Below are 20376 nucleotides of genomic sequence, written 5' to 3'. Positions count from 1 at the left end.
TGGCAACTGGGCCTTCTGGAGCAAGGTCGGCGTCTTCGCCTTGGTCGGCCTGCTGTCGGTCCCGCCCACCCTGCGCATCCTGCAGTGGCGCCGGCGCGCCCGCAGCGAGCCGGGCTTCGCCCTGACCGCAGCCGACGTCGCCGCCGTTCGCCCGTTCATGATCGCCGAAGCGGTCCTCTTCGGCCTGATCCCGGTCTTCGCCGCGATGATGGTGCGCGGCTTCGGGGGATAGGCTGCGCGTCAGTACAGGGGGTATTCCCGCTCCAGGCGATACCAGGAGCCCTGGTCGGACTGCCAGCTCGAATAGAGGCCGAAGCTGGTGATGCGGAAGGGCTCGGTGCGCAGCAGGTTGTTTTCCTGAATCCAGGCCGCGACCTCGGCCGGGTTGGGGCGGCGCAGATAGGCGAGCGTGACATGGGGCTTGTAGGCGCGGGTCTCGGCCTTGACCCCCGCGCGGCGGGCGGCGATCTCGCAGGCGCGCGCCAGGCGTTTCAGGCCCTCGTTCTCCTCGACCCCGGCCCAGACGGCGTGGATGTCGGCGCCTTCCCCGAACGCCCCGACGCCGGTCAGGGACAGCTCCAGCGGGCCGCCCCCGATCGTGGTGAGCTCGGCGTCGAGGTCGCCGGCGAGGTTTTCCGGCACGTCGCCGATGAAGCGCAGGGTGATGTGGAGCGCCTCCAGCGGACGCCAGCGAGCGCCGGGCAGCCGATCCTGGCGCGGCAGGAGCGTCGTTCCGAGCTCTTCGGGGATGGCGATGGCGGCGAACAGGCGGATCATGGGCGAGCGACCTAAATACAAGGAGTTCTGACGCAATCGTAATCGCCGGCGCCTTGCAAGGATGCCGAACCGTCACGATATTCGGAGCTGCGTCCGCTCCGGGCGCTAGAAAAGGGCCTAAGTCTCTGATGAGCGACTTCAACCGCGGCTACGCGCGCACGGTCCCCGCAGATCGCGCCGACATGTCGGTGGACGCGGGACTGCGCAGCTTCATGCTCGGCGTCTACAACAAGGTGGCGCTGGGTCTCGTTCTCTCCGCCGCCCTGGCGTTCCTGACCGGAACCTTCGAGCCGGTGCGCAACCTGATGTTCAGCGTCTCGGAAACGGGGCGCGTGGGCTACACGCCGCTTGGCATGATCGTGGCGTTCGCGCCGCTGGTCGTGATGCTGTTCGGCGCCTTCGCCATGAAGAACGTCACGCCGCGTTCCTCCGGAATCTTCTACTGGACGATCGTTTCGCTGATCGGCGCGGGTCTGGGCGTGCTGACCTTCGTCTATACGGGCGCGTCGATCTTCTCGACCTTCCTGATCACTGCGGCGGCGTTCGGCGGCCTCTCGCTGTTCGGCTACACGACGAAGAAGGACCTGACCGGCTTCGGCAGCTTCCTGATCATCGGTCTGTTCGGCCTGATCATCGCCAGCCTGGTCAACATGTTCCTGCACAACGGTATGATGGGCTTCATCATCAGCGTGCTGGGCGTGTTCATCTTCGCCGGCCTGATCGCCTACGACACCCAGCGCCTGAAGATGAGCTACTACCAGATGGGCGGCGACGAGGCCGCAATGGGCGTGGCCACCAACTACGGCGCGCTGAACCTGTACCTCAACTTCATCAACCTGTTCCAATTCCTGCTCAGCATCTTCGGCGACCGCCGCTAGACCCTGACGGAACCTCCAAGGTTCACAGAGCCCCGGCGGGAAACCGCCGGGGTTTTTGTTTGATCTTCCGTGCCCGTGGCGTCCCAGAAAGCGCGCAGCGCCTGTCCCTACTCCACCACCTTGAAACGGCCCTTGTCGAAGAAGCGGAGCACCTGCTCCAGTTCGTGGCCGCGGCGCAGGACCATTCCGCCCTGGCCGATCACCGCCCAGGCGCCCTGACGACGGGCCAAGGCGGGGCGCTTTTCGATGCGGTAGAGCGGCGCCTCCGACGCGCGGCGGAAGACCGAGAAGACGCAGGCGTCGCTGAGCGCGCCGATGCCGTAGTCGCGCCACTCGCCGGCGGCGACCATACGTCCGTAGAGGGCGAGGAGGCGATCGAGCTCACGGCGCTCGAAAAAGACCTGGGCGGTCCGGGCGGGCTGCTGTTGCGGATCGAGCGCCATCGACGCGAAGCCTGCCCCAAATCGCGACGTTCGACAAATGCTCTGTTCAAGGCGGCGTTGCCGAGACGCCACGGCCGCCGCCGTTTCTAAACCGCTTGTAATCTCACGCCATGGAAAGACCTTATTTCGGTCGTTCGCGCGCCTGATCCACCACCGATAGTCTCATTGTCGGTTGGTCGGAATTGCTGGTCCCGGATCCTGAACAGCCCCCCCAGCCCCCCTGGATCGGCCTTCGGCCAACCGACGCTTCTTCATAGAGCACCCCAAGCGAGCCCGCGCGGATCCCCCACCGCGCGGGTTTCGTTTTGTGCGTGAACCTTCAGGGCTTGAGGGCGGCGGTGACGATGCGGCCGCCGTTCGCAGCCTGGACGACGACCACGGTCTCCAGTCCCTCCTCCTCGGCCTGCGGCAGGCGGTAGGCAGTCGGACGGCCCCGCCAGACGCCCAGGCGCTCGATCTCGCGAACGACGTTGCGGTGCTGGACCGTCTGACCCTTGTTGTCGCCCTTGCGGACCAGCACGTCCTGCTCGCGCGGGTCGAAGCGGATCATCCAGACCTCGGCCCCGCCACGCGGCGGCTTGCCGGTCCCCACATCGACCCGGCGCGGACCGATGAAGGCCATGTCCGGCGGATCGACCGGCGCGCGCGCGGCCTGGGCGACCAGGCGGTCGACCTTCTCGGTCTGCAGGCCGCCGGCCTGGGCGTGGCCGTCCACCACCACCTGGGGCGTATAGGGCTCGCGCAGTTCGAGGCGTTCGACATAGGCCTTCTGGCGGGCGGTGAACTCAGGCCTGGCGAAGGTGTCGGACCAGCCGAGATAGTCCCAGTAGTCGACCGGGAAGGTCAGGGCGATCACGCCCTCGCGCTCGGCCAGCTTGGCGAGATAGGCGTTGGCCTCGCCGCAGGAGGCGCAGCCCTGGGCGGTGAACAGCTCCACCACCACCGGAGGCCGGGCGAGCGCCGCCATGGGGAGGACGCAGAGAACGAGGCTGAGCAGCGCGGCCTTACGCATCGTGGCGCACTTAAGCGGACTTCCCCGAGGTTTGGATTTCAACAAGGCGTGACCAACCGGCGGCGGCTCTCGGAGTCGAAAAGAGGGGGCCTGCATGGCCGGCAGACCCCCTCGGTATCGATGATCTACCCCTCTGCGCGAGAGAGGCAAACCTGCTTTCAGGACGCGCGCGCCAGGTTGCGCAGCACGTAGTTCAGCACGCCGCCGTTCTTGAAGTACTCAAGCTCGGTCGGGGTGTCGATGCGGCAGCGGACCGGGAAGCGGGCGATCCGGCCGTCCGACGGACGGTACATCTCGACGGTCAGTTGCTTGCGCGGCGCGAGCTCGGTGAGGCCGCGGATCGTGACGATCTCCTCGCCGGTCAGGCCCAGCTTCTGCCAGCCGTCCTGGGTGAACTGCAGCGGCAGGACGCCCATGCCGACCAGGTTCGAGCGGTGGATGCGCTCGAAGCTCTCGGCGATGACCGCACGGACGCCCAGCAGCTTGGTGCCCTTGGCCGCCCAGTCACGCGACGAGCCGGTGCCGTATTCCTTGCCCGCGAACACCACCGCCGGGCGGCCTTCGCCCTGGTAGCGCATCGCCGCGTCATAGATCGACATGACGTCGCCCGACGGGAAGTGCTTGGTCACGCCGCCTTCGATCTCGGGCGTGATCTTGTTGCGGATGCGGATGTTGGCGAAGGTGCCGCGCATCATAATCTCGTGGTTGCCGCGGCGCGCGCCGTAGGAGTTGAACTCCGTGGCGGGCACTTGGCGTTCACGCAGATAGACGCCGGCCGGCGAGGTCGCCTTGATCGAACCGGCCGGGCTGATGTGGTCGGTGGTGATCGAGTCGCCGAACACGCCGAGGATGCGGGCCTCGACGATGTCGGTGACCGGCGCCGGCTCCATCTTCATGTCCTGGAAATACGGCGGGTTCTGCACATAGGTCGAACCCATGTCCCAGCCGTAGGTCTGGCCGCCGGACACCTTGATGCCCTGCCAGTTCTTGTCGCCCTTGAAGACGTCGGCGTAGCGGGTTGCGAACATCTTCTGGGTGACGTGCTTGCGCTGCAGGGTGGCGATCTCTTCCGAGGTCGGCCAGATGTCCTTGAGGTAGACTGGGGCGCCGTCCTTGCCTTCGCCGAGCGACTCGGTGGCCAGGTCGATGTTCATCGAGCCGGCCAGGGCGTAGGCGACGACCAGCGGCGGGCTGGCCAGGTAGTTGGCGCGGACGTCCTGGTTCACGCGGCCTTCGAAGTTGCGGTTGCCCGAGAGCACCGAGCAGGCGACCAGGTCGTTCGCGTTGACCGCCTCCGAAATGGCTTCCGGCAGCGGGCCGGAGTTGCCGATGCAGGTGGTGCAGCCGTAGCCGACCAGGTTGAAGCCGAGCGCGTCGAGCGACTTGGTCAGACCCGCCGCCTTCAGGTAGTCGGTGACGACCTGCGAGCCGGGCGCCAGCGAGGTCTTCACCCACGGCTTGACCTTCAGGCCCTTCTCGACCGCCTTCTTGGCCACCAGGCCGGCGGCGATCAGCACCGAGGGGTTCGAGGTGTTGGTGCAGGAGGTGATGGCGGCGATCACCACGTCGCCGTTGCCGACGTCGAACTTCTCGCCGGCCACCGGCACGCGGGGCTCCTCGCCGGTCTTGCCGAAGTCCTTGGCCAGGGCGGACTTGAACTCGGCTGCGGCGTCCGACAGCAGCACGCGGTCCTGGGGCCGCTTCGGGCCGGCCATGGACGGAACGACCGTGCCGAGGTCGAGCTCGAGGGTGTCGGTGAACACCGGGTCGGCGTCGCCGGCCTCGACCCACATGCCCTGGGCCTTGGCGTAGGCTTCGACCAGGTCGGCGCGGTGCGGTTCACGGCCCGTAGCGCGCAGATAGTCGATGGTCGCCTTGGTGACCGGGAAGAAGCCGCAGGTGGCGCCGTATTCCGGGGCCATGTTGGCGATGGTCGCCTGGTCTTCCAGCGTCAGGCCCGCGAGGCCCGGGCCGAAGAATTCGACGAACTTGCCGACCACGCCCTTCTTGCGCAGCATCTGGGTGACCGTCAGCACCAGGTCGGTGGCGGTGGCGCCGTCCGGCAGCGCGCCGGTCAGCTTGAAGCCGATGACCTCGGGGATCAGCATCGGGATCGGCTGGCCCAGCATGGCCGCTTCGGCCTCGATGCCGCCGACGCCCCAGCCCAGCACGGCCAGGCCGTTGATCATGGTGGTGTGACTGTCGGTGCCGACCACGGTGTCCGGATAGGCGACGGTTTCGCCGCCGTCCTCGTTCAGCCACACGGTCTGGGCCAGGTATTCCAGGTTCACCTGGTGGCAGATGCCGGTGCCGGGCGGCACGACGCGGAAGTTGTTGAAGGCCGACGAACCCCAGCGCAGGAAGCGGTAGCGCTCGATGTTGCGCTCGTATTCACGCTCGACGTTCTCGCCGAAGGCCTTGGCGGTGCCGAAGTAGTCGACCATAACCGAGTGGTCGATGACGAGGTCCACCGGGTTCAGCGGGTTGATCTTCTCGGGGTCGGCGCCGAGGCTGGTCATGGCGTCGCGCATGGCGGCCAGGTCGACCACGGCCGGGACGCCGGTGAAGTCCTGCATCAGCACGCGGGCCGGACGGAAACTGATTTCGTGCTCGACGCCGCCCTTGTTGTCGAGCCAGGCGGCCAGGGCTTTCAGGTCGTCGGGGCCGACGGTCGCGCCGTCCTCGTTGCGCAGCAGGTTCTCGAGCAGCACCTTCATCGAGACCGGAAGGCGCGAAACATTCGAAAGACCGGCTTCCTCCGCGGCGCGAAGGCTGTAGTAGACGTAGGTCTTGTCGCCGACGGTAAGTTCGCGGCGGGTCTTCAGGCTGTCGTTAGACGCCATATTCAGGGATCCTTCCTCTGTTCTCGGCCGCTCTTGGACCACATCGGGAATCGCGCGCTTTTCGGGGCGGACACACAGCGTACGTCCCAGCGCCGCGTAAGCCCCCCAAGGTGGCGACGGCCGCGGGCGTCATAGCCCCTTGTTTCCGAACCGTCCATGCGCGTCGGGGCATTTCATGGCCAGTTGAGAATCACCCGCAAAGGCCCGCTGCATGATCGGGCGCCTGGGGGTCGAAAACCTGGCGCTGCGGCGCGGCGGGCGGCTGCTGTTCTCCGGCCTAGGCTTCGCCTTGGAGGCCGGGTCGGCCGCGGCGCTGGTCGGCCGCAACGGCGCTGGCAAGACCAGCCTGCTACGCGCCATCGCCGGCCTGGTGCGGCCCGAAGCCGGGGAGATCAGTTTCGGCGCCGTGGCGCCTGAAGACGCGCGGGCCGAGCATATCCATCTGGCCGGACACCAGGACGGTCAGAAGCCGGCTCGCACCGCCTGGGAGGAGCTGGATTTCTGGACACGTTGGGCCGGCGGGTCGCCGCAGGCCGCCCGCGCCGCGGCCGAGCGGCTGGACCTGACGCGGCTGCTGGAGCTGGAGGTGCGGCGACTGTCGGCCGGGCAGCGCCGGCGGCTGTCCCTGGCCCGGCTGCTGGCCGCGCCGCGGCCGCTGTGGCTGCTGGACGAACCCTTGAGCCCACTGGACGCCGACTGGCGCGTCCGGTTCGGGGAGATCATGGCCGAGCACCTGGCCGGCGGCGGCCTGATCGTGGCCGCCGTACACGATCCGCTGCCGGTGCCGGCGCTCGCCGTGGAGATCGCGCCGTGAGCCGCGCCCTGGCGCTGCTGTCGCGCGAGATCGTCCTGGCCTGGGGCCGCGGCGGCGGGCCGCTGGTCTCGCTCGGCTTCTACGCTGGGGTGGCGACCTTGCTGCCGCTGGCGACCGGGCCGGAACCTGCGCGGCTGGCCGCCGTGGCGCCGGGGGCGGCGTGGGTCGCCCTGGCCCTGGCCGCCCTGCTGTCGCTCGACCGCCTGTTCGAGCGCGACTTCGAGGACGGGGCCCTGGACCTGCTGACGCTCTCGCCGCTGCCGCTGGAGATCGCCTGCGCGATCAAGTGCCTGGGCCAGTGGCTGGCGACCGGCGCGCCGCTCGCCCTGGCCGCGCCGCTGGCGGCCATCGCCCTGGGCGCCAAGCCGCAACTCGCCCCGCTGATCTTCGCCTGCTCGCTGATGGGCGGGCTGGCCTTCTCGTTCACGGGCGGCATCGGCGCTTCGCTGAGTCTGGGGGCGCGGCGCGGCGGATTGCTGACCGCGGTGATCGTGCTGCCGCTGTTCGTGCCGCCGGTGATCTTCGGCGGCGGGGCGCTGGATTCGTTCAGCGGCGGCCTGCCCTGGCGGGCGGGCTTTGCGCTGCTGGCGGCCTATGCGGCGGCGGCCGTGGCCCTGGGACCGCTGGCGATGGCGGCGGCCTGCCGCAACGCCCTGAGCTGACCGCGCGCGTCTGCGACGGATTTTCGCCGCTGCGCCGTTGAAGGCTCAGAGGGGCGGCGAATGGAGCTATCGAAATCATGACCTTCACCAAGATCGCGTCGCTGGCCGCCGGCGGCGTCCTGCTCGTCTCGGCTGGCGCAAGCCTGGCCCAGCAACCACCGGCCCCGCCGCCCGCCGAACACCGCGGCCAGATGGTCCCGGGGCGCGAGCGGCCCGACCCGGCGGCCATCGCCGAACGGCGGGCCGAACGCCTGCGCGCGGCGCTGCAGCTTCGCGCCGACCAGGAACCGGCGCTGAAGACCTATATCGCCTCGATGAAACCACCGGCCCGGCCCGAAGCGACCCAACGCCAGGCCAAGGCGCAGATGTCGACGCCGCAGCGGCTGGACGCCTTGCGCGCGCGGTCGGCCGAACGACTGGCGAACCTGGACCGGCGGATCGCCGCAACCAAGGCCTTCTACGCCCAGCTTTCGCCCGCTCAGCAAAAGGCCTTCGACGCCATGGCGCCGCACGGCGGGATGCGCGGCCAGCACGGCATGCGCGGTCTCGGCGGGCACCGCCCGATGGGCCGCTAGGCTCGCCGAACGGACGGGCGCGGCTCACAGCGCCCGTCCTGATCGCTTTCCGGGCGGCGACCCGCCTGTCGCAACGCGGAGATGTCCTTAGCCGCGGCGGCTTGCAGGCGGCCGCGCCGGACGCTAAGCCGCGCCCATGATCCCAGCCCCGGCCTTCCTGTCGAATCCCGAGCGGTTCATGGCCTTTTCCCGCTGGGCTGCGCCGATGTTCGGCGTCATCGCCGTGGTTCTGGCGCTCGCCGGCCTCTGGCTCGGCTTCACTGCGCCCGAGGACTACCAGCAGGGCGACACGGTGCGGATCATGTTCATCCACGTGCCAGCCGCCTGGCTCAGCATGTTCGTCTACGTCTGCCTGGCGGTCGCCAGCCTCCTGGCGCTGGTGTTCCGCCACGCCCTGGCCGACGCCGCCGCACAGGCCGCCGCCCCGCTCGGCGCGGCCTTCACCTTCCTGGCCCTGGTGACCGGCGCGCTGTGGGGCCGGCCGATGTGGGGCGCCTGGTGGGTGTGGGACGCGCGCCTGACCTCGGTGCTGGTGCTGTTCCTGGTCTATCTCGCCTATATCGCCCTGCGCGCCTCGCTGGACGACGAGGCCAAGGCGGCGCGCGCCGGCGCGATCCTGGCCCTGGTGGGGGCGGTGAACCTGCCGGTGGTGAAGTTCTCGGTCGACTGGTGGAACACCCTGCACCAGGGAGCCTCGGTGTTCCGCAAGCAGGGGCCGGCCATGACCAACGAGTTCCTGTGGCCGCTGTTGCTGATGGGCCTGGCCTTCATGGCGGCCTTCGGGTCGCTGTGGCTGGTGGGCATCCGCGCCCAGGTCTGGCGCCGCCGCGCCGAGGCTGCGGCCCTGCGCGCGGCGAGGGGGTAGGATGCTCGATCTCGACGCCGGCAAGTACGCCGCCTTCGTCTGGCCGGCCTACGGCCTCACCGCCCTGGTCTTCCTGGGCATGATCGTCTTCACCCTGCGCGCCTCGGCCCGCTGGCGGCGCAAGGCGGAGAAGGACGGGGAATGAACCGCGCCTTCGCTCTCCTGCCGCTGGCCGCCCTGCTGGCGCTGGGCCTGCTGTTCGGCCTCTTCGCCCTGAAGCGCGATCCCAAGGTCCAGCCGCACGCCCTGGTCGGCAAGCCGCTTCCCGAACTCGTCCTGCCGGCGCTGGACGACGGGCGGCCGGTGAAGCTGCAGGACGCCGCCAAGCCCGAGCCAGTGCTGGTCAACATCTTCGCCTCCTGGTGCGCGCCCTGCGAGATCGAGCATCCGGTGCTGGTCGATCTGAAAAGGCAGGGCGTTCGGATCGTCGGCATCGCCTACAAGGACGCCCCGGAGAACACCAAGGCCTTCCTCGGCCGACTGGGCGATCCCTATGCAGCCCGGCTGGTCGATCGCGACGGGCGCGCCGGCATCGACCTGGGCGTAACCGGAGTGCCGGAGACCTATCTGATCGGGGTGAACGGAACGGTGCTGGCCAAGCACACCGGCCCGTTGACGCCGGAGACGGCGCGCGAATTGCTCGCCAAGGCTCCGCGTTAACCAAACCTTGAGGCGGCGCGGCTGAGGGTCGCGGAGGTTTTCGTTAACCATAAAGCGACCGCCGTGAGCACGATCCGCCCGCCGATCTTCCCGCCTCAGCAACCGCCCGCCCAAGCCGCCGGCGCGGCCAAGGGTTCGGCCCAGCGGGCGTTCTTCCAGGCGGCGTTCGGTCAGCCTGCTGCGGCCGCGACGACGCAGGCGTCGACAGCGACCCCCGCACAGAAGATCCCGACCAATCTGCCGGACGACCCGCCGCAGAAAGTCCTGCGCCCCGGCTCGCTGCTGGACATCCGGGTCTAGGGTCGGTCAGGCCGCTTTCTTCAGCTTCTTCTTTTTCGGTTTGTCGGGCTTTGGCGCCTTGTCGGCCTTGACCTTCTTCGCCTTCCCGGCCTTCGGCTTCTTGTCCGACGGCTGCGGCGGCGGGTCGCCCTCGCGGAGCAGGTCGCGGAGGGCCGTGGTCAGGGCCTCGCGCTTGGCGCCCGACAGGCGGCGCAGCAGCCGCGCATCGGCGGCCTCCATCTTCGGCCTGGCCTCGGCGAGAGCGAGGCGGCCCGCCTCGGTGAGGCTGACGGCGTTGGCGCGGGCGTCGGAGAGCGAGCGCTGGCGCTCCAGCAGGCCCTTGGCGATCATCCGCGCGGCCATGTCGGCCAGGGTCGAGCGGTCGATGCCGGTGATCTTCACCAGGTCTGTCTGGGTGAGGCCTTCATAGGCCTCCACCGCCGCCAGCACCGCGTACTGGCGCTGGGTGACGCCGCCCTCGCCCTGTTCGTCGGCATAGATGTCGAGGGCCAGTTGCAACGCCCTGTGCAACAGATGGCTGGGCGACTTGTCCAAGGCCGCAAGGCCCTTGCTGTCCTGGGATTTCGACTTGGCCATCGGCCTGTCCCCCGCCTGTCGACTAAAGCCGAACCTAACCGCTCACGGTGTCGATTTCACGACAGATGGTCCGTGGGCGTCGCAAGCGCCAGAGGCCGCCTATTCCACATGCGGCGGCGGAGGCTCGTCGGTCTTGGCGTACTTCATCATCAGCGGCACCTGAGCGAAGGAGAACAGCACCGAGAGGATCAGCAGGCCCGGAAAACGGAACACCACCCAGATGTCGTCCGGCTGGGTGCGCCAGACCACCTCGTTGATCGCCGCCAGGGCGAGGAAGAACAGGCCGTAGTTGAGGGTCAGCTTGCGCCAGCCCTCTTCCGGCATCTTCACCGCATCGCCCAGCAGCAGCTTGAGCGGGTTCTTGCGCAGGGCGAGCCCCCCCAGCAGCAGCACGCCGAACAGGGTGTTCATCACCGTCGGCTTCATCTTCACGAAGCGGACGTCGTGGAAGAACAGGGTAAGCCCCCCGAACAGCAGGGCCGCGCCGCCGGAAATCAGCGGGAACGGGGCGATCCGCCGCTCGAAGATCAGGCCCACGACGAGGGCCAGGCCCGAACCGCCGACCAGCCACCAGGTCGCCTCGACCAGCGCCTCGCGCGAGGCCAGGCCCGCGATCTTGGTGTTGTAGAAGAAGCCCAGCAGGAAGACGACGAGGCCGCCATAGTCGACCAGGCCGCGGACCCATTTGTGGGCGGCGGGGGAGAGCTTCATGCGTCTTCGTCCAGGCCGACGAGCGAACGGGCGAAGGCGCGCGCCTTGAACGGCTGGAGGTCGTCGATCCCCTCGCCCACCCCGACCAGCTTGATGGGGCTGTCGGACGCCTGGGCGACCGGCACCAGCACCCCGCCGCGGGCGGTTCCGTCCAGCTTGGTCATGACGATGCCCGAAACGCCGATCTGGTTGCCGAAGATGTTTTCCTGGGCGAGCGCGTTGCGGCCGACGGTGGCGTCCAGCACCAGCAGGGTCTCGTGCGGGGCGTCGGGCGCGACCTTCTTGACCACGCGGATGACCTTGAGCAGTTCGTCCATCAGGCCCTGCTTGTTCTGCAGGCGGCCAGCGGTGTCGATCAGCACGACGTCATAGCCCTCGGCCTTGGCGCGCTCGAGGGCGTCGAAGGCCAGACCCGCCGCATCGGAGCCGGTCGGGCGCGACATGAAGTCGGCGCCGGAGCGTTCGGCCCAGACCTTGAGCTGTTCGACCGCGGCGGCGCGGAAGGTGTCGCCGGCCACGACCAGCACCTTGGCGCCTCGTCCGACCAGGTCCGCGGCGATCTTGCCCAGGGTGGTGGTCTTGCCCGAGCCGTTGACGCCGATGAACATCACCACATAGGGCCGCGGCCCCGACAGCGGCGAAAAATCGCCTTCGCGGCTTTCCAGCTCAGCGCCGATGGCCTCAGCCAGGGCCTCCTTGATCTCGCGCTCGTCGACGCTCTTGCCGAAGCGCTCCTCGGCGAAGCGCTGGGTGATGCGCGCGGCCGAATGCGGGCCGAGATCGGCCTCGATCAGCATCTCCTCAAGCTCGTCGAGCTTGGCCTGGTCCAGTGGCTGCTTGGTGAAGGTGGAGACCACCTGTTCCGTCATCTGCTTGGACGAGCGCGACAGCCCGCTGGTCAGACGCTGGAACCAGCCCTTCTTCGGTTCGGTCATGCGGCGCTTCTAGCTCGACAAACAGTTGCGCGATAGAGGATCGACACATGGACGCACTCGCCGCCGCCTTCGTCTGGTTCGACTACGCCGCCGTCGCCGTCTTCGGGGCCACGGGCGCCATCGCCGCGGCCCAGCGCAAGCACGACATCGTCACCTTCGCCTTCTTCGCCGCGGTGACCGGGGTCGGCGGCGGGACCATGCGCGACCTCTTGATCGGCGCGCCGGTCTTCTGGGTGCAGCGCCCCAGCTATATCGTGGTCTGCATCGTCATGGCGGCGGTGATCTGGGTGTTCGGGACGGGCCCCGGCCGGATGCGGGCGCTGCTGTGGCTCGATGCGCTGGGCATGGCCGCCTACAGCGTGGTCGGGGCGGCCAAGGCCTTGACGCTGGGCGTACCGCCGTTCTCGGCCGTGCTGATGGGCGTGCTGACCGCCTGCTTCGGCGGCATCGTCCGCGACGTGCTGGCGCACGAGCCCTCGGTGCTGCTGCGCCGCGAGATCTATGTGAGCTGCGCCCTGGTGGGGGCAAGCCTCTTCGTCGTGCTGTACGTGCTGGGCGTCCGCGGGATCTGGCCTGGCGCGGCCGGCTTTGCGGCCGCCTTCGCCGTGCGCGCCGGCGCGATCAGCCGCGGCTGGACCCTGCCTGCGTTTCCAGGCCGCGGGAAGCCGAGATAGGGCCTCCCGGCAGCGGGACCGAGGCCGGCCTCAGAGAACCTCGGCCATCACCCGCGTCCCATCGTGACCGGTGACGCGCATCGGCGCCACGCCGCCGACCGCGGCCTGGCCCGTAAAGGCGATCTCGGTGAAGTCCTCGGCGCGAGCCACGCCCTCGCGTTCGACCAGGCCGCTCAAGGTGCGGCCGACCTGGCGGTCGAGGTGGCGGGTCAGGGCCGCCTGGCCGGCGGCGCGCAGGCGGGCCGCGCGGTCCTTGATCACCGGACGCTGGAGCTGCGGCATCCGCGCCGCCGGCGTGCCCGGACGCGGGCTGAACGGGAAGACGTGCAGGAAGGAGAGCTGCGCCTCCTCGACCAGGGCCAGGGTGTTGGCGAACATCGCGTCGGTCTCGGTCGGGAAGCCGGCGATCAGGTCGGCGCCGAAAGCCACGTCCGGCCGCACGGCCCGCACGTCGGCCACGAGCTTCAGGGCGTCGGCGCGCAGGTGGCGACGCTTCATGCGCTTGAGGATCATGTCGTCGCCCGCCTGCAGCGACAGGTGCAGATAAGGCATCAGCCGGGCGTCCTGCGCCAGGCAGCGCATCAGGTCCGGATCGATCTCCGCCGCGTCGATGGACGACAGCCGCAGGCGCGGCAGGTCCGGGACCAGCTTCAGGATGCGGGCGACGAGCTGGCCGAGCGTCGGCTGGCCCGGCAGGTCGGCGCCCCAACTGGTCACGTCGACCCCGGTCAGCACCACTTCGCGATAGCCCTGGGCCGCCAGCTTGCGGACCTGCTCGACCACCTCGCCGGCCGGGGCCGAGCGTGAATTGCCGCGGCCGTACGGGATGATGCAGAAGGTGCAGCGGTGGTCGCAGCCGTTCTGGACCTCGACATAGGCCCGCGCACGATCCTTCAGCCCGTCGATCAGGTGGCCGGCAGTCTCGCGCACGCTCATGATGTCGTTGACGCGGACCTTGCCCTCGGCGGCGCGGCCCTCGGCATAGGCGCCGGCCTGCGACTTCTCGGCGTTGCCGAGCACCAGGTCGACCTCGGCCATGGCGGCGAACGCGGCGGGATCGATCTGGGCCGCGCAGCCGGTGACGATCACCTTGGCGCCTGGGTTCTCGCGCCGGGCCTTGCGGATCGCCTGGCGCGCCTGGCGCACGGCCTCGTTCGTGACTGCGCAGGTGTTGAAGACGATGGCGTTCGACAGCCCGTCCTGCGCGGCGCGCGCGCGGATGACCTCGCTCTCGTAAGCGTTCAGCCGGCAGCCGAAGGTGACGATGTCGACGCCGCCGGCCTCGGCCTTGCGATGGACGACCGTGAATTCGCCCTCGTGGGCGTCGCCGCTCACGGCAGGGTTCCGGCGAACTCGACTTCGGCGGCGCCGGTCATGATGACGTGGCCGTCGCTCTCGCGCCATTCGACCACCAGTTCGCCGCCGTCGAGGACCAGGGTCGCCTTGCGGTCCGTCAGGCCACGGCGGGCGGCGGCGACCAGGGCCGCGCAGGCCCCGGTGCCGCAGGCCTTGGTCAGGCCCGCGCCACGTTCCCAGACCTTCAGGCGGATACGGTCGCGGCCGACGATCTGCGCGAAGCCGACATTGACGCCTTCAGGGAACAACCGGTGATGCTCGATCATCGGTCCGACTTCGCGCACCGGCGCGATCTCCGCGTCCGGCACGAAGAACACCACATGCGGATTGCCCATCGAGACGCAGCCCGGCGTGTGCAGGATCGGATCGTCGATGGGGCCGACCTGCAGCTCTATGCCGCGGGTGTCCATCTCCTCGGCCAGCGGAATCTGGCGCCAGTCGAGGCCGGGCTCGCCCATGTCGACGCTGACCACCTTGTCGCCGGCGCGGTTGGCGACCAGCAGCCCGCCCTGCGTCTCCATCACCGCACGGTCGGTCCCGGCCGCCTCCATCAGCAGCCAGCCGACGCAGCGGCTGGCGTTGCCGCAGGCCCCGACCTCGTCGCCCGCGGCGTTCCAGAACCGGACCTTGGCGTCGGCCTTGCCCGACGGCTCGATGGAGACGAGCTGGTCGCAGCCGATCCCGCGCTCGCGGCTGGCGATCGCGCGCACCTCCTCCGCGCTGGGGGCGAAGGGGGCGGTGCGGGCCTCGACGACGACGAAGTCGTTGCCGAGCCCGTTCATCTTCAGGAACGGACGGCTCATGACGCCGGCTATATAGGCGAGAATTGGCCGGCGATCACCTTTGGGAAGACAAAGGCGGCCCAGCGCCTCTATTCATTTCGCATGAAACTCCTGTCCGCGGCGCTCGTCGGCGCCCTGCTCTCCGCCCCGGCGGCCCTGGCGCAAGCGCCCGCCGCCGATCCGTTCATCTGGCTGGAAGAGGTCGACAGCCCTCGCGCGATGGCCTGGGTAGAAGCCCAGAACGCCCACACCGCCCAGCGGCTGGAGGGCGATGCGCGCTACCAGGCGTTCCTCACCGAAGGCCGGGCGATCTTCACCGCCGTCGACCGGATCGCCAGGCCGAGCTTCCGGGCCGGCGGGGTCGACAATTTCTGGCAGGACGCGACGCACACCCATGGCGTCTGGCGCCAGACCAGCCTGGCCTCCTATCAGACGCAGGCGCCAGCCTGGAAAGTGGTGCTGGACGTCGACAAGCTGTCAAAGGACGAAGGCCGCAACTGGTTCTGGAAGGGCGCGACCTGCCTGAAGCCGGACGAGACGCTCTGCATCGTGCGGCTGTCCAACGGCGGCGGCGATGCGGTCGAGCTGCGCGAGTTCGACGTAAAGACCAAGAGCTTCGTGAGCGGCGGGTTCCGCGCGCCCGAAGGCAAGCAGAGCGCCGACTGGCTGGACCGCGACCACCTGGTCGCCGCCCGCGAATGGACCAAGGGCGAGGTGACGCAGTCCGGCTACGCCTATGTGGTCAAGATCGTCGACCGCGCGGGCGCCGCGACCGAGATCTTCCGCGGCCAGCCGACCGACGTCTCGACCGAGGCGGTCGTGCTGCGCGGTGAAGGCGGCGCGGCGGACGGGGTGCTGATCCAGCGCGGCGTCACCTTCTTCGAGTCCGAATATTCACTCTATTCGGGCGGCAAACTCGTCCCGATCACTCTGCCCAAGAAGGCGCAGTTCGAGGCCTATGTCGACGGCCAGGCCGTCTTCAGCCTGCAGGAGGCCTGGAACGGCTTCACCTCGGGCGCCCTGATCTCCTACGACGTCGCCGGCCTGAAGCGCGACGGCCCGGGACCGGCGGCCCGCAAGGTGTTCGAGCCCGGCCCGCGCCAGGCGATCCAGGCCGTGGCCGACACCAAGGGCAAGCTGGTGGTCGAGCTGCTGGAGGACGTGAAGGGCGCGGTCGAGGTCCATGACTTCACCGGCGGCGAATGGACCGCGCGGCGGCTGGACCTGCCGAAGGACGCCACCCTCACCATCGGCTCGACCTCCGGCAAGGACGACCAGTTGTTTGTCTACGCCGAGGGTTTCCTGACGCCCAACGCCCTCTGGCTGGCCGACGCCGCCAGCGGCCAGGCCCGGCAGGTGAAGGCCCTGCCCGCCCGCTTCGACGCCAGCAAGGACAAGGTCGAGCAATATTGGGCGACTTCGTCCGACGGGACCAAGATTCCCTATTTCGTAGTGATGCCGAAGGCCGCCAGGCTCGATGGCTCCACGCCGACCATCATGTACGGCTATGGCGGTTTCCAGGTCGCCAAGCCGCCGATCTACATCCCCGAGATGGGCAAGATCTGGCTAGAGCGCGGCGGCGCCTACGTGATCGCCAACATCCGCGGCGGCGGCGAGTTCGGCCCGGCCTGGCACCAGTCGGTGCTACGCGAAAAACGCCAGCTCGCTTTCGACGATTTCGCCGCGGTAGCCCGCGACCTGGAGGCGCGCAAGATCACCTCGCCGCGCCGGCTGGGCATCTACGGCCGCTCCAACGGCGGGGTGCTGACCACCGTCTCCATGACCCAGCATCCGGAGCTGTGGAACGCGGTGGTGGTGGAAAGCCCGCTGGTCGACATGCTGCGCTATCACAAGCTGTCGGCGGGGGCCTCGTGGATCGGCGAGTACGGCGATCCAGACGTGTCCGAAGACCGTGCCTTCATCGCCAAGTACGACGGCTACCTGAACCTGAAGCCCGGCCAGAAGTACCCCGAGCCCTACATCACGACGAACACGCGCGACGACCGGGTGCATCCCGGCCACGCCCGCAAGTTCGCCGCCAGGCTGGAGGCGCTGGGCTATCCCTATCTCTATTTCGAGAACACCTTCGGCGGCCATTCCAACGACGCCGACCCGGAAATGAACGCCCGCCGCTGGGCGTTCCACTACGTCTACCTCGCTCAGAAGCTGATGGACTGATGCTGGAGATCGGACCGCTTTGCGAGGACGACCCCGCCCGCTTCGAAGCGGCCTTCGCCGCTATCGGCTGGAGCAAGCCGGCCGCGCAGTTCGAACAATATCTGGCCGAGCAAGCGGAAGGGCGACGGGCGGTGCTGGTCGCCCGGCTGGGCGGTGAGTTCGCGGGATATGTGACGGTGGATTGGATTTCGCCCTATCCGGCCTTCGCCGAGGCCGAGATTCCGGAGGTGCGGGATTTCAACGTCCTGCCGCACTTCCGGCGGCGCGGCATCGGCACGCGTCTGATGGACGCCGCCGAAGCTCTGATCGCCGAGCGGTCGCCAATCGCAGGGATCGGCGTCGGCCTCTATCCGGACTACGGGCCGGCGCAGCGGCTTTACGTGCTGCGCGGCTACATCCCTGACGGTCGCGGCATCGCCTGGGACAATACTTCCGTCGCACCGGGCCAGAGCGTCGTCGTGGACGACGATCTGGCGCTGTACTTCACCAAGTCGCTTTAGGCGCCGCGCCGCCAGTCCACGGTCATGTCAGGTTCGCGGAAGGCGAAGCGCTTGAGATGGCTGTCGGTGACCTGTTCGACCCGGGCCAGGCCCTCGGCGTCGGCGGCGCTGGCCACCATCATCAGGGTCTCGGGTCCCGCCCGCAGCGCGACCTCGCCCATGGCGAAGGTGATCTTGCCCTCGTGGTCGTTCCACTCGGTCGGGATCTTGTGGCCGAAGTGCTTACAGAGCTGCACCATGTAGCGGCTCGCATGTTCGGTCGGAACGGTGGCGCTGGACTTCATCTGAGCCTCCATGGTCACGCCTTCTCGACCCGGGCCGCCGCCTCGTCGATCGCCGCGACGATCGCGTCGATCTTCGCCTCGTCCGGGCGTTCGCCCTGCAGGCTCATCCGCAGCGCCATGGCCAGGTTCTGCATGGCGCGGGCCACGCGGGGGGACGAACGCGGCGAGGACTCGGCGGCCTCGTCGAGCCGAGCAAAAACCGCGTCCACGCCGGCCTTGTTCCGTTCCAGCGCCTCGATCCCGGCTTCGGTGATCTCATAGGCCTTGCGGCCGCCTTCTTCGCCGGCCGGACGGGCGAAGCCTTCGTCTTCCAGCAAGGAGAGGGTCGGATAGATCGCGCCCGGGCTGGGGCGATAGGCGCCGCCGGTGCGCTCCTCCAGCGCGCGGATCAGTTCGTAGCCGTGGCTGGGCTTGTCTTTCAGCAGGGCGAGGATGACGAAGCGCAGATCGCCGTGCTCCAGCAGGCGTCCGACGCGCGGCCCGCCGCGTCCGCGGCCGCCGTGACGGCCCCGGTGTTCGCCCCCATGGCCGTGCCCGCTGAAGGGGCTGCGATGTTCATGTCGTTTCCAGAAGTGTCGATGCATTTTCGATCCTATTTCGATATGTCGATATTCGAGATATATCGCGATTGGATCGACAGTCAAGATATATCGAAAATAGTCTTAGGCGCCCCGCAGCGTCTCGGCGAGCAACCGGCCCTCCAGCGCCCGGCTCGACCCGGACCGCCAGGCGACGACGATCTCGCGGCTGGGGTGACCGGCCTCCAGCGGCATGACCGCCACGTCCGCGGTCTCGGTCAGGCCGGCCGCCACCGCCATGGCCGGCAGGAAGGTGACGCCCAGGCCCGACCCCACCATCTGCACCAGGGTCGGCAGCGAGGTGGCGGCGAAGGATTCCTCGTCGGCGTTGGCCCTGGACGGATTGATCCGGCAGGCGGCCAAGGCGTGGTCGCGCAGGCAATGGCCGTCTTCCAGCAGGATGAGCTCGTCGGACTCCATGGCCGAGGACGGCGCAGCGGCCTGGTTCGCCAGCGGATGGCTGGACGGCAGGGCGGCCAGCAACTCGTCGTCCGACACATGGGCGTGAGCCAGGCCGCTCATGTCGTAGGGCAAGGCGATCAGCGCCGCGTCGAGCTGACCCGCCTTCAGCAGGGCGATCAGCCGGTGCGTCAGGTCCTCGCGCAGAAACAGCCGCAGCTTCGGAAAACGGCTGCGCAGCAGCGGCAGGGCCTTGGGCAGCAGGAAGGGCGCGACGGTCGGAATGACGCCCAGCCGAAACCGCCCGGTCAGGGGCTGGCCGGCGTTGCGGGCCGACTGCACCAGGTCCTCGGCCTCGTTGAGGATGGTCACCGCCTTGGCCAGGGCCGCCTCGCCCAGCGCCGTCAGGATGACGCCGGAGCGGGCCCGGTCGACCACCGGGCCACCCAGGATCTTCTCCAGTTCCTGCACCCCGGCCGACAGGGTCGGCTGGGTGACATGGGCCGCCTCGGCCGCCTTGCCGAACGATCCATGCTCGGCGAGGAACTTCAGATATTGCAGTTGGCGCAGGGTCGGCAGGATCATGTCGGCTAAGATAGGAAAATTCTATCCAAAAGCCAGAAACTATCGATTGGCCTTTTGTGCGATGCAGCACTATCTGCTGGCCACGGCTTCGGCCGGCCTATTTCAATCAGTTGGAGAACCTCATGCTCGGCGTTGGTGAAAAGCTTCCGGAATTCAAGGTTGTCGGCGTGAAGCCGAAGTTCAACCGTCACGAAGAAAATGGCGAGAGCGCCTTCGAAACCGTCACCAACGAGTCGTTCCCGGGCAAGTGGAAGGTCATCTTCTTCTATCCGAAGGACTTCACCTTCGTGTGCCCGACGGAAATCGCCGAGTTCGCCCGCCTGAACCCGCAGTTCGAAGAGCGCGACGCGGTGGTGCTGGGCGGTTCGACCGACAACGAGCACTCCAAGCTCGGCTGGCGCCGTGAGCATCCGGACCTGAACAGCCTGGCCATCTGGAACTTCGCCGACAACAGCGGCAAGTTCGCCCGCGCCCTGGGCGTGCTGAACGAAGAAGAAGGCGTGGCCCTGCGTGCGACCTTCGTCGTCGACCCGCACAACGTCGTCCAGCACGTCTACGTGACGAACCTCAACGTGGGCCGCGCTCCGGCCGACACCCTGCGCGTCCTCGACGCGCTGCAAACCGACGAACTCTGCCCGTGCAACCGCGCGGTCGGCGGCGAAACCCTGGCGGCGTAGTCACCCTCCAGCCCCCGAAGCGGCGGCCTCGTTCAAGCCTCGAGGCCGCCCGCTGCGTCGCCACGCCCGGGAGCGCGCGATCTCCCCGCGCCTCCCGGGCCTTCTTCCTTCCCATCCAAGCCGGCGCATCGCCAGATTGGCGAGCGTCTTCACGCGCCTAGATTTCCGGAGATTGCCATGTCGCTCGACGCCCTGCGCGAGTCCCTGCCCGCCTACGCCAAGGATCTCAGCCTCAACCTGTCGAGCCTGGCCAACGAGACGCTGCTGAACGACCAGCAGAAGTGGGGGACCTTCGTCGCCTCCGCCTACGCC

25 protein-coding genes are annotated in these 20376 nt (G+C 68.7%); 13 read left to right on the top strand and 12 right to left on the bottom strand.

Features of this window, described 5'->3' with window-relative positions; genetic code table 11:
* Positions 1-232 (top strand): DUF2214 family protein (locus ACE3TL_RS11965; RefSeq protein ID WP_374578915.1); only part of this gene is annotated, 232 nt, incomplete at its 5' end.
* Positions 233-240: 8 nt separating this feature from the next.
* Here the strand turns inward: ACE3TL_RS11965 and thpR are convergent.
* Positions 241-777, bottom strand: a complete 537-nt coding sequence (gene thpR, locus ACE3TL_RS11960) for an RNA 2',3'-cyclic phosphodiesterase (RefSeq protein WP_374578914.1) — start codon at positions 775-777, stop codon at positions 241-243.
* Between the two features lie 128 nt (positions 778-905).
* Between thpR and ACE3TL_RS11955 the strand changes: the two genes are divergently transcribed.
* Entirely contained in the window at positions 906-1655 is a 750-nt protein-coding gene (locus ACE3TL_RS11955; protein WP_374578913.1) for a Bax inhibitor-1/YccA family protein, read from the top strand.
* A 107-nt stretch (positions 1656-1762) separates the two neighbouring features.
* Here ACE3TL_RS11955 and ACE3TL_RS11950 read toward each other — a convergent pair whose 3' ends face one another.
* The 3 genes from ACE3TL_RS11950 to acnA form a co-directional block, all read right to left on the bottom strand.
* On the bottom strand, positions 1763-2098 hold the full coding sequence (locus ACE3TL_RS11950; protein WP_374532823.1) for a DUF2794 domain-containing protein: 336 nt from the start codon (positions 2096-2098) through the stop codon (positions 1763-1765).
* Between the two features lie 319 nt (positions 2099-2417).
* Complete coding sequence (locus tag ACE3TL_RS11945) at positions 2418-3110, bottom strand: DUF1223 domain-containing protein (RefSeq protein ID WP_374578912.1); 693 nt, start codon at positions 3108-3110, stop codon at positions 2418-2420.
* 158 nt (positions 3111-3268) lie between these two features.
* Positions 3269-5953: an aconitate hydratase AcnA gene (gene acnA / locus ACE3TL_RS11940; RefSeq protein ID WP_374578911.1), complete on the bottom strand. Its 2685-nt coding sequence runs from the start codon at positions 5951-5953 to the stop codon at positions 3269-3271.
* Positions 5954-6164: 211 nt separating this feature from the next.
* On the opposite strand from acnA, the gene ccmA reads away from it, so the two are divergent.
* From ccmA to ACE3TL_RS11905, 7 genes are all read left to right on the top strand, one after another.
* Positions 6165-6767, top strand: a complete 603-nt coding sequence (gene ccmA / locus ACE3TL_RS11935) for a heme ABC exporter ATP-binding protein CcmA (RefSeq protein WP_374578910.1) — start codon at positions 6165-6167, stop codon at positions 6765-6767.
* The gene (gene ccmB / locus ACE3TL_RS11930; protein ID WP_374578909.1) at positions 6764-7429 is read left to right on the top strand and encodes a heme exporter protein CcmB; all 666 of its coding nucleotides are present in this window, start codon (positions 6764-6766) and stop codon (positions 7427-7429) included. Before ccmA ends, ccmB begins: the two co-directional genes overlap by 4 nt.
* Positions 7430-7506: 77 nt before the next feature.
* The gene (locus tag ACE3TL_RS11925; RefSeq protein ID WP_374578908.1) at positions 7507-8004 is read left to right on the top strand and encodes a Spy/CpxP family protein refolding chaperone; all 498 of its coding nucleotides are present in this window, start codon (positions 7507-7509) and stop codon (positions 8002-8004) included.
* A gap of 136 nt (positions 8005-8140) precedes the next feature.
* On the top strand, positions 8141-8869 hold the full coding sequence (gene ccmC, locus ACE3TL_RS11920; protein WP_374578907.1) for a heme ABC transporter permease CcmC: 729 nt from the start codon (positions 8141-8143) through the stop codon (positions 8867-8869).
* A gap of 1 nt (position 8870) precedes the next feature.
* On the top strand, positions 8871-9014 hold the full coding sequence (gene ccmD / locus ACE3TL_RS11915; RefSeq protein WP_374578906.1) for a heme exporter protein CcmD: 144 nt from the start codon (positions 8871-8873) through the stop codon (positions 9012-9014).
* On the top strand, positions 9011-9529 hold the full coding sequence (locus ACE3TL_RS11910) for a DsbE family thiol:disulfide interchange protein (RefSeq protein ID WP_374578905.1): 519 nt from the start codon (positions 9011-9013) through the stop codon (positions 9527-9529). The genes ccmD and ACE3TL_RS11910 overlap by 4 nt, the downstream gene beginning before the upstream one ends.
* A gap of 63 nt (positions 9530-9592) precedes the next feature.
* Complete coding sequence (locus tag ACE3TL_RS11905; RefSeq protein ID WP_374578904.1) at positions 9593-9829, top strand: hypothetical protein; 237 nt, start codon at positions 9593-9595, stop codon at positions 9827-9829.
* 6 nt (positions 9830-9835) lie between these two features.
* Here the strand turns inward: ACE3TL_RS11905 and ACE3TL_RS11900 are convergent, their stop codons facing one another.
* The 3 genes from ACE3TL_RS11900 to ftsY all read right to left on the bottom strand — a co-directional run bounded on the left by ACE3TL_RS11900 (position 9836) and on the right by ftsY (position 12051).
* A complete protein-coding gene (locus tag ACE3TL_RS11900; protein ID WP_374578903.1) occupies positions 9836-10405 on the bottom strand; it encodes a MarR family winged helix-turn-helix transcriptional regulator in 570 nt (189 codons plus the stop codon).
* A gap of 99 nt (positions 10406-10504) precedes the next feature.
* Positions 10505-11116 (bottom strand): inner membrane-spanning protein YciB, encoded by a 612-nt coding sequence (locus tag ACE3TL_RS11895; protein WP_374578902.1) that lies wholly within the window; start codon positions 11114-11116, stop codon positions 10505-10507.
* Positions 11113-12051 (bottom strand): signal recognition particle-docking protein FtsY, encoded by a 939-nt coding sequence (ftsY, locus tag ACE3TL_RS11890; RefSeq protein WP_374578901.1) that lies wholly within the window; start codon positions 12049-12051, stop codon positions 11113-11115. The genes ACE3TL_RS11895 and ftsY overlap by 4 nt, the downstream gene beginning before the upstream one ends.
* Before the next feature lie 47 nt (positions 12052-12098).
* Between ftsY and ACE3TL_RS11885 the strand changes: the two genes are divergently transcribed.
* Positions 12099-12725, top strand: a complete 627-nt coding sequence (locus ACE3TL_RS11885; protein WP_374578900.1) for a trimeric intracellular cation channel family protein — start codon at positions 12099-12101, stop codon at positions 12723-12725.
* A gap of 30 nt (positions 12726-12755) precedes the next feature.
* On the opposite strand, the gene mtaB is transcribed toward ACE3TL_RS11885, so the two are convergent.
* Both mtaB and dapF read right to left on the bottom strand, forming a co-directional pair.
* The gene (gene mtaB, locus ACE3TL_RS11880) at positions 12756-14060 is read right to left on the bottom strand and encodes a tRNA (N(6)-L-threonylcarbamoyladenosine(37)-C(2))-methylthiotransferase MtaB (protein ID WP_374578899.1); all 1305 of its coding nucleotides are present in this window, start codon (positions 14058-14060) and stop codon (positions 12756-12758) included.
* Positions 14057-14884, bottom strand: a complete 828-nt coding sequence (gene dapF / locus ACE3TL_RS11875) for a diaminopimelate epimerase (RefSeq protein WP_374578898.1) — start codon at positions 14882-14884, stop codon at positions 14057-14059. Before dapF ends, mtaB begins: the two co-directional genes overlap by 4 nt.
* 81 nt (positions 14885-14965) lie before the next feature.
* Here dapF and ACE3TL_RS11870 point away from each other — a divergent pair, with 81 nt between their 5' ends.
* Positions 14966-17041: a prolyl oligopeptidase family protein gene (locus ACE3TL_RS11870; protein ID WP_374578897.1), complete on the top strand. Its 2076-nt coding sequence runs from the start codon at positions 14966-14968 to the stop codon at positions 17039-17041.
* Entirely contained in the window at positions 17041-17541 is a 501-nt protein-coding gene (locus ACE3TL_RS11865; RefSeq protein WP_374578896.1) for an N-acetyltransferase family protein, read from the top strand. The genes ACE3TL_RS11870 and ACE3TL_RS11865 overlap by 1 nt, the downstream gene beginning before the upstream one ends.
* On the opposite strand, the gene ACE3TL_RS11860 is transcribed toward ACE3TL_RS11865, so the two are convergent.
* The 3 genes from ACE3TL_RS11860 to ACE3TL_RS11850 form a co-directional block, all read right to left on the bottom strand.
* Positions 17538-17837, bottom strand: a complete 300-nt coding sequence (locus ACE3TL_RS11860; protein WP_374578895.1) for a DUF2218 domain-containing protein — start codon at positions 17835-17837, stop codon at positions 17538-17540. The genes ACE3TL_RS11865 and ACE3TL_RS11860 overlap by 4 nt on opposite strands.
* A 2-nt stretch (positions 17838-17839) precedes the next feature.
* The gene (locus ACE3TL_RS11855; RefSeq protein ID WP_374578894.1) at positions 17840-18409 is read right to left on the bottom strand and encodes a PadR family transcriptional regulator; all 570 of its coding nucleotides are present in this window, start codon (positions 18407-18409) and stop codon (positions 17840-17842) included.
* Positions 18410-18487: 78 nt separating this feature from the next.
* Complete coding sequence (locus tag ACE3TL_RS11850) at positions 18488-19387, bottom strand: hydrogen peroxide-inducible genes activator (protein WP_374578893.1); 900 nt, start codon at positions 19385-19387, stop codon at positions 18488-18490.
* 122 nt (positions 19388-19509) lie between these two features.
* On the opposite strand from ACE3TL_RS11850, the gene ACE3TL_RS11845 reads away from it, so the two are divergent.
* Positions 19510-20064: a peroxiredoxin gene (locus tag ACE3TL_RS11845; RefSeq protein ID WP_374533764.1), complete on the top strand. Its 555-nt coding sequence runs from the start codon at positions 19510-19512 to the stop codon at positions 20062-20064.
* Positions 20065-20376: the final 312 nt, after the last annotated feature.

The sequence above is a fragment of the Phenylobacterium sp. genome (assembly GCF_041920015.1).
Taxonomy (GTDB): Bacteria; Pseudomonadota; Alphaproteobacteria; order Caulobacterales; family Caulobacteraceae; genus Phenylobacterium.
Note: the sequence above shows the minus strand (reverse complement) of the source record. Positions and strands in the feature narration are given on the sequence as shown.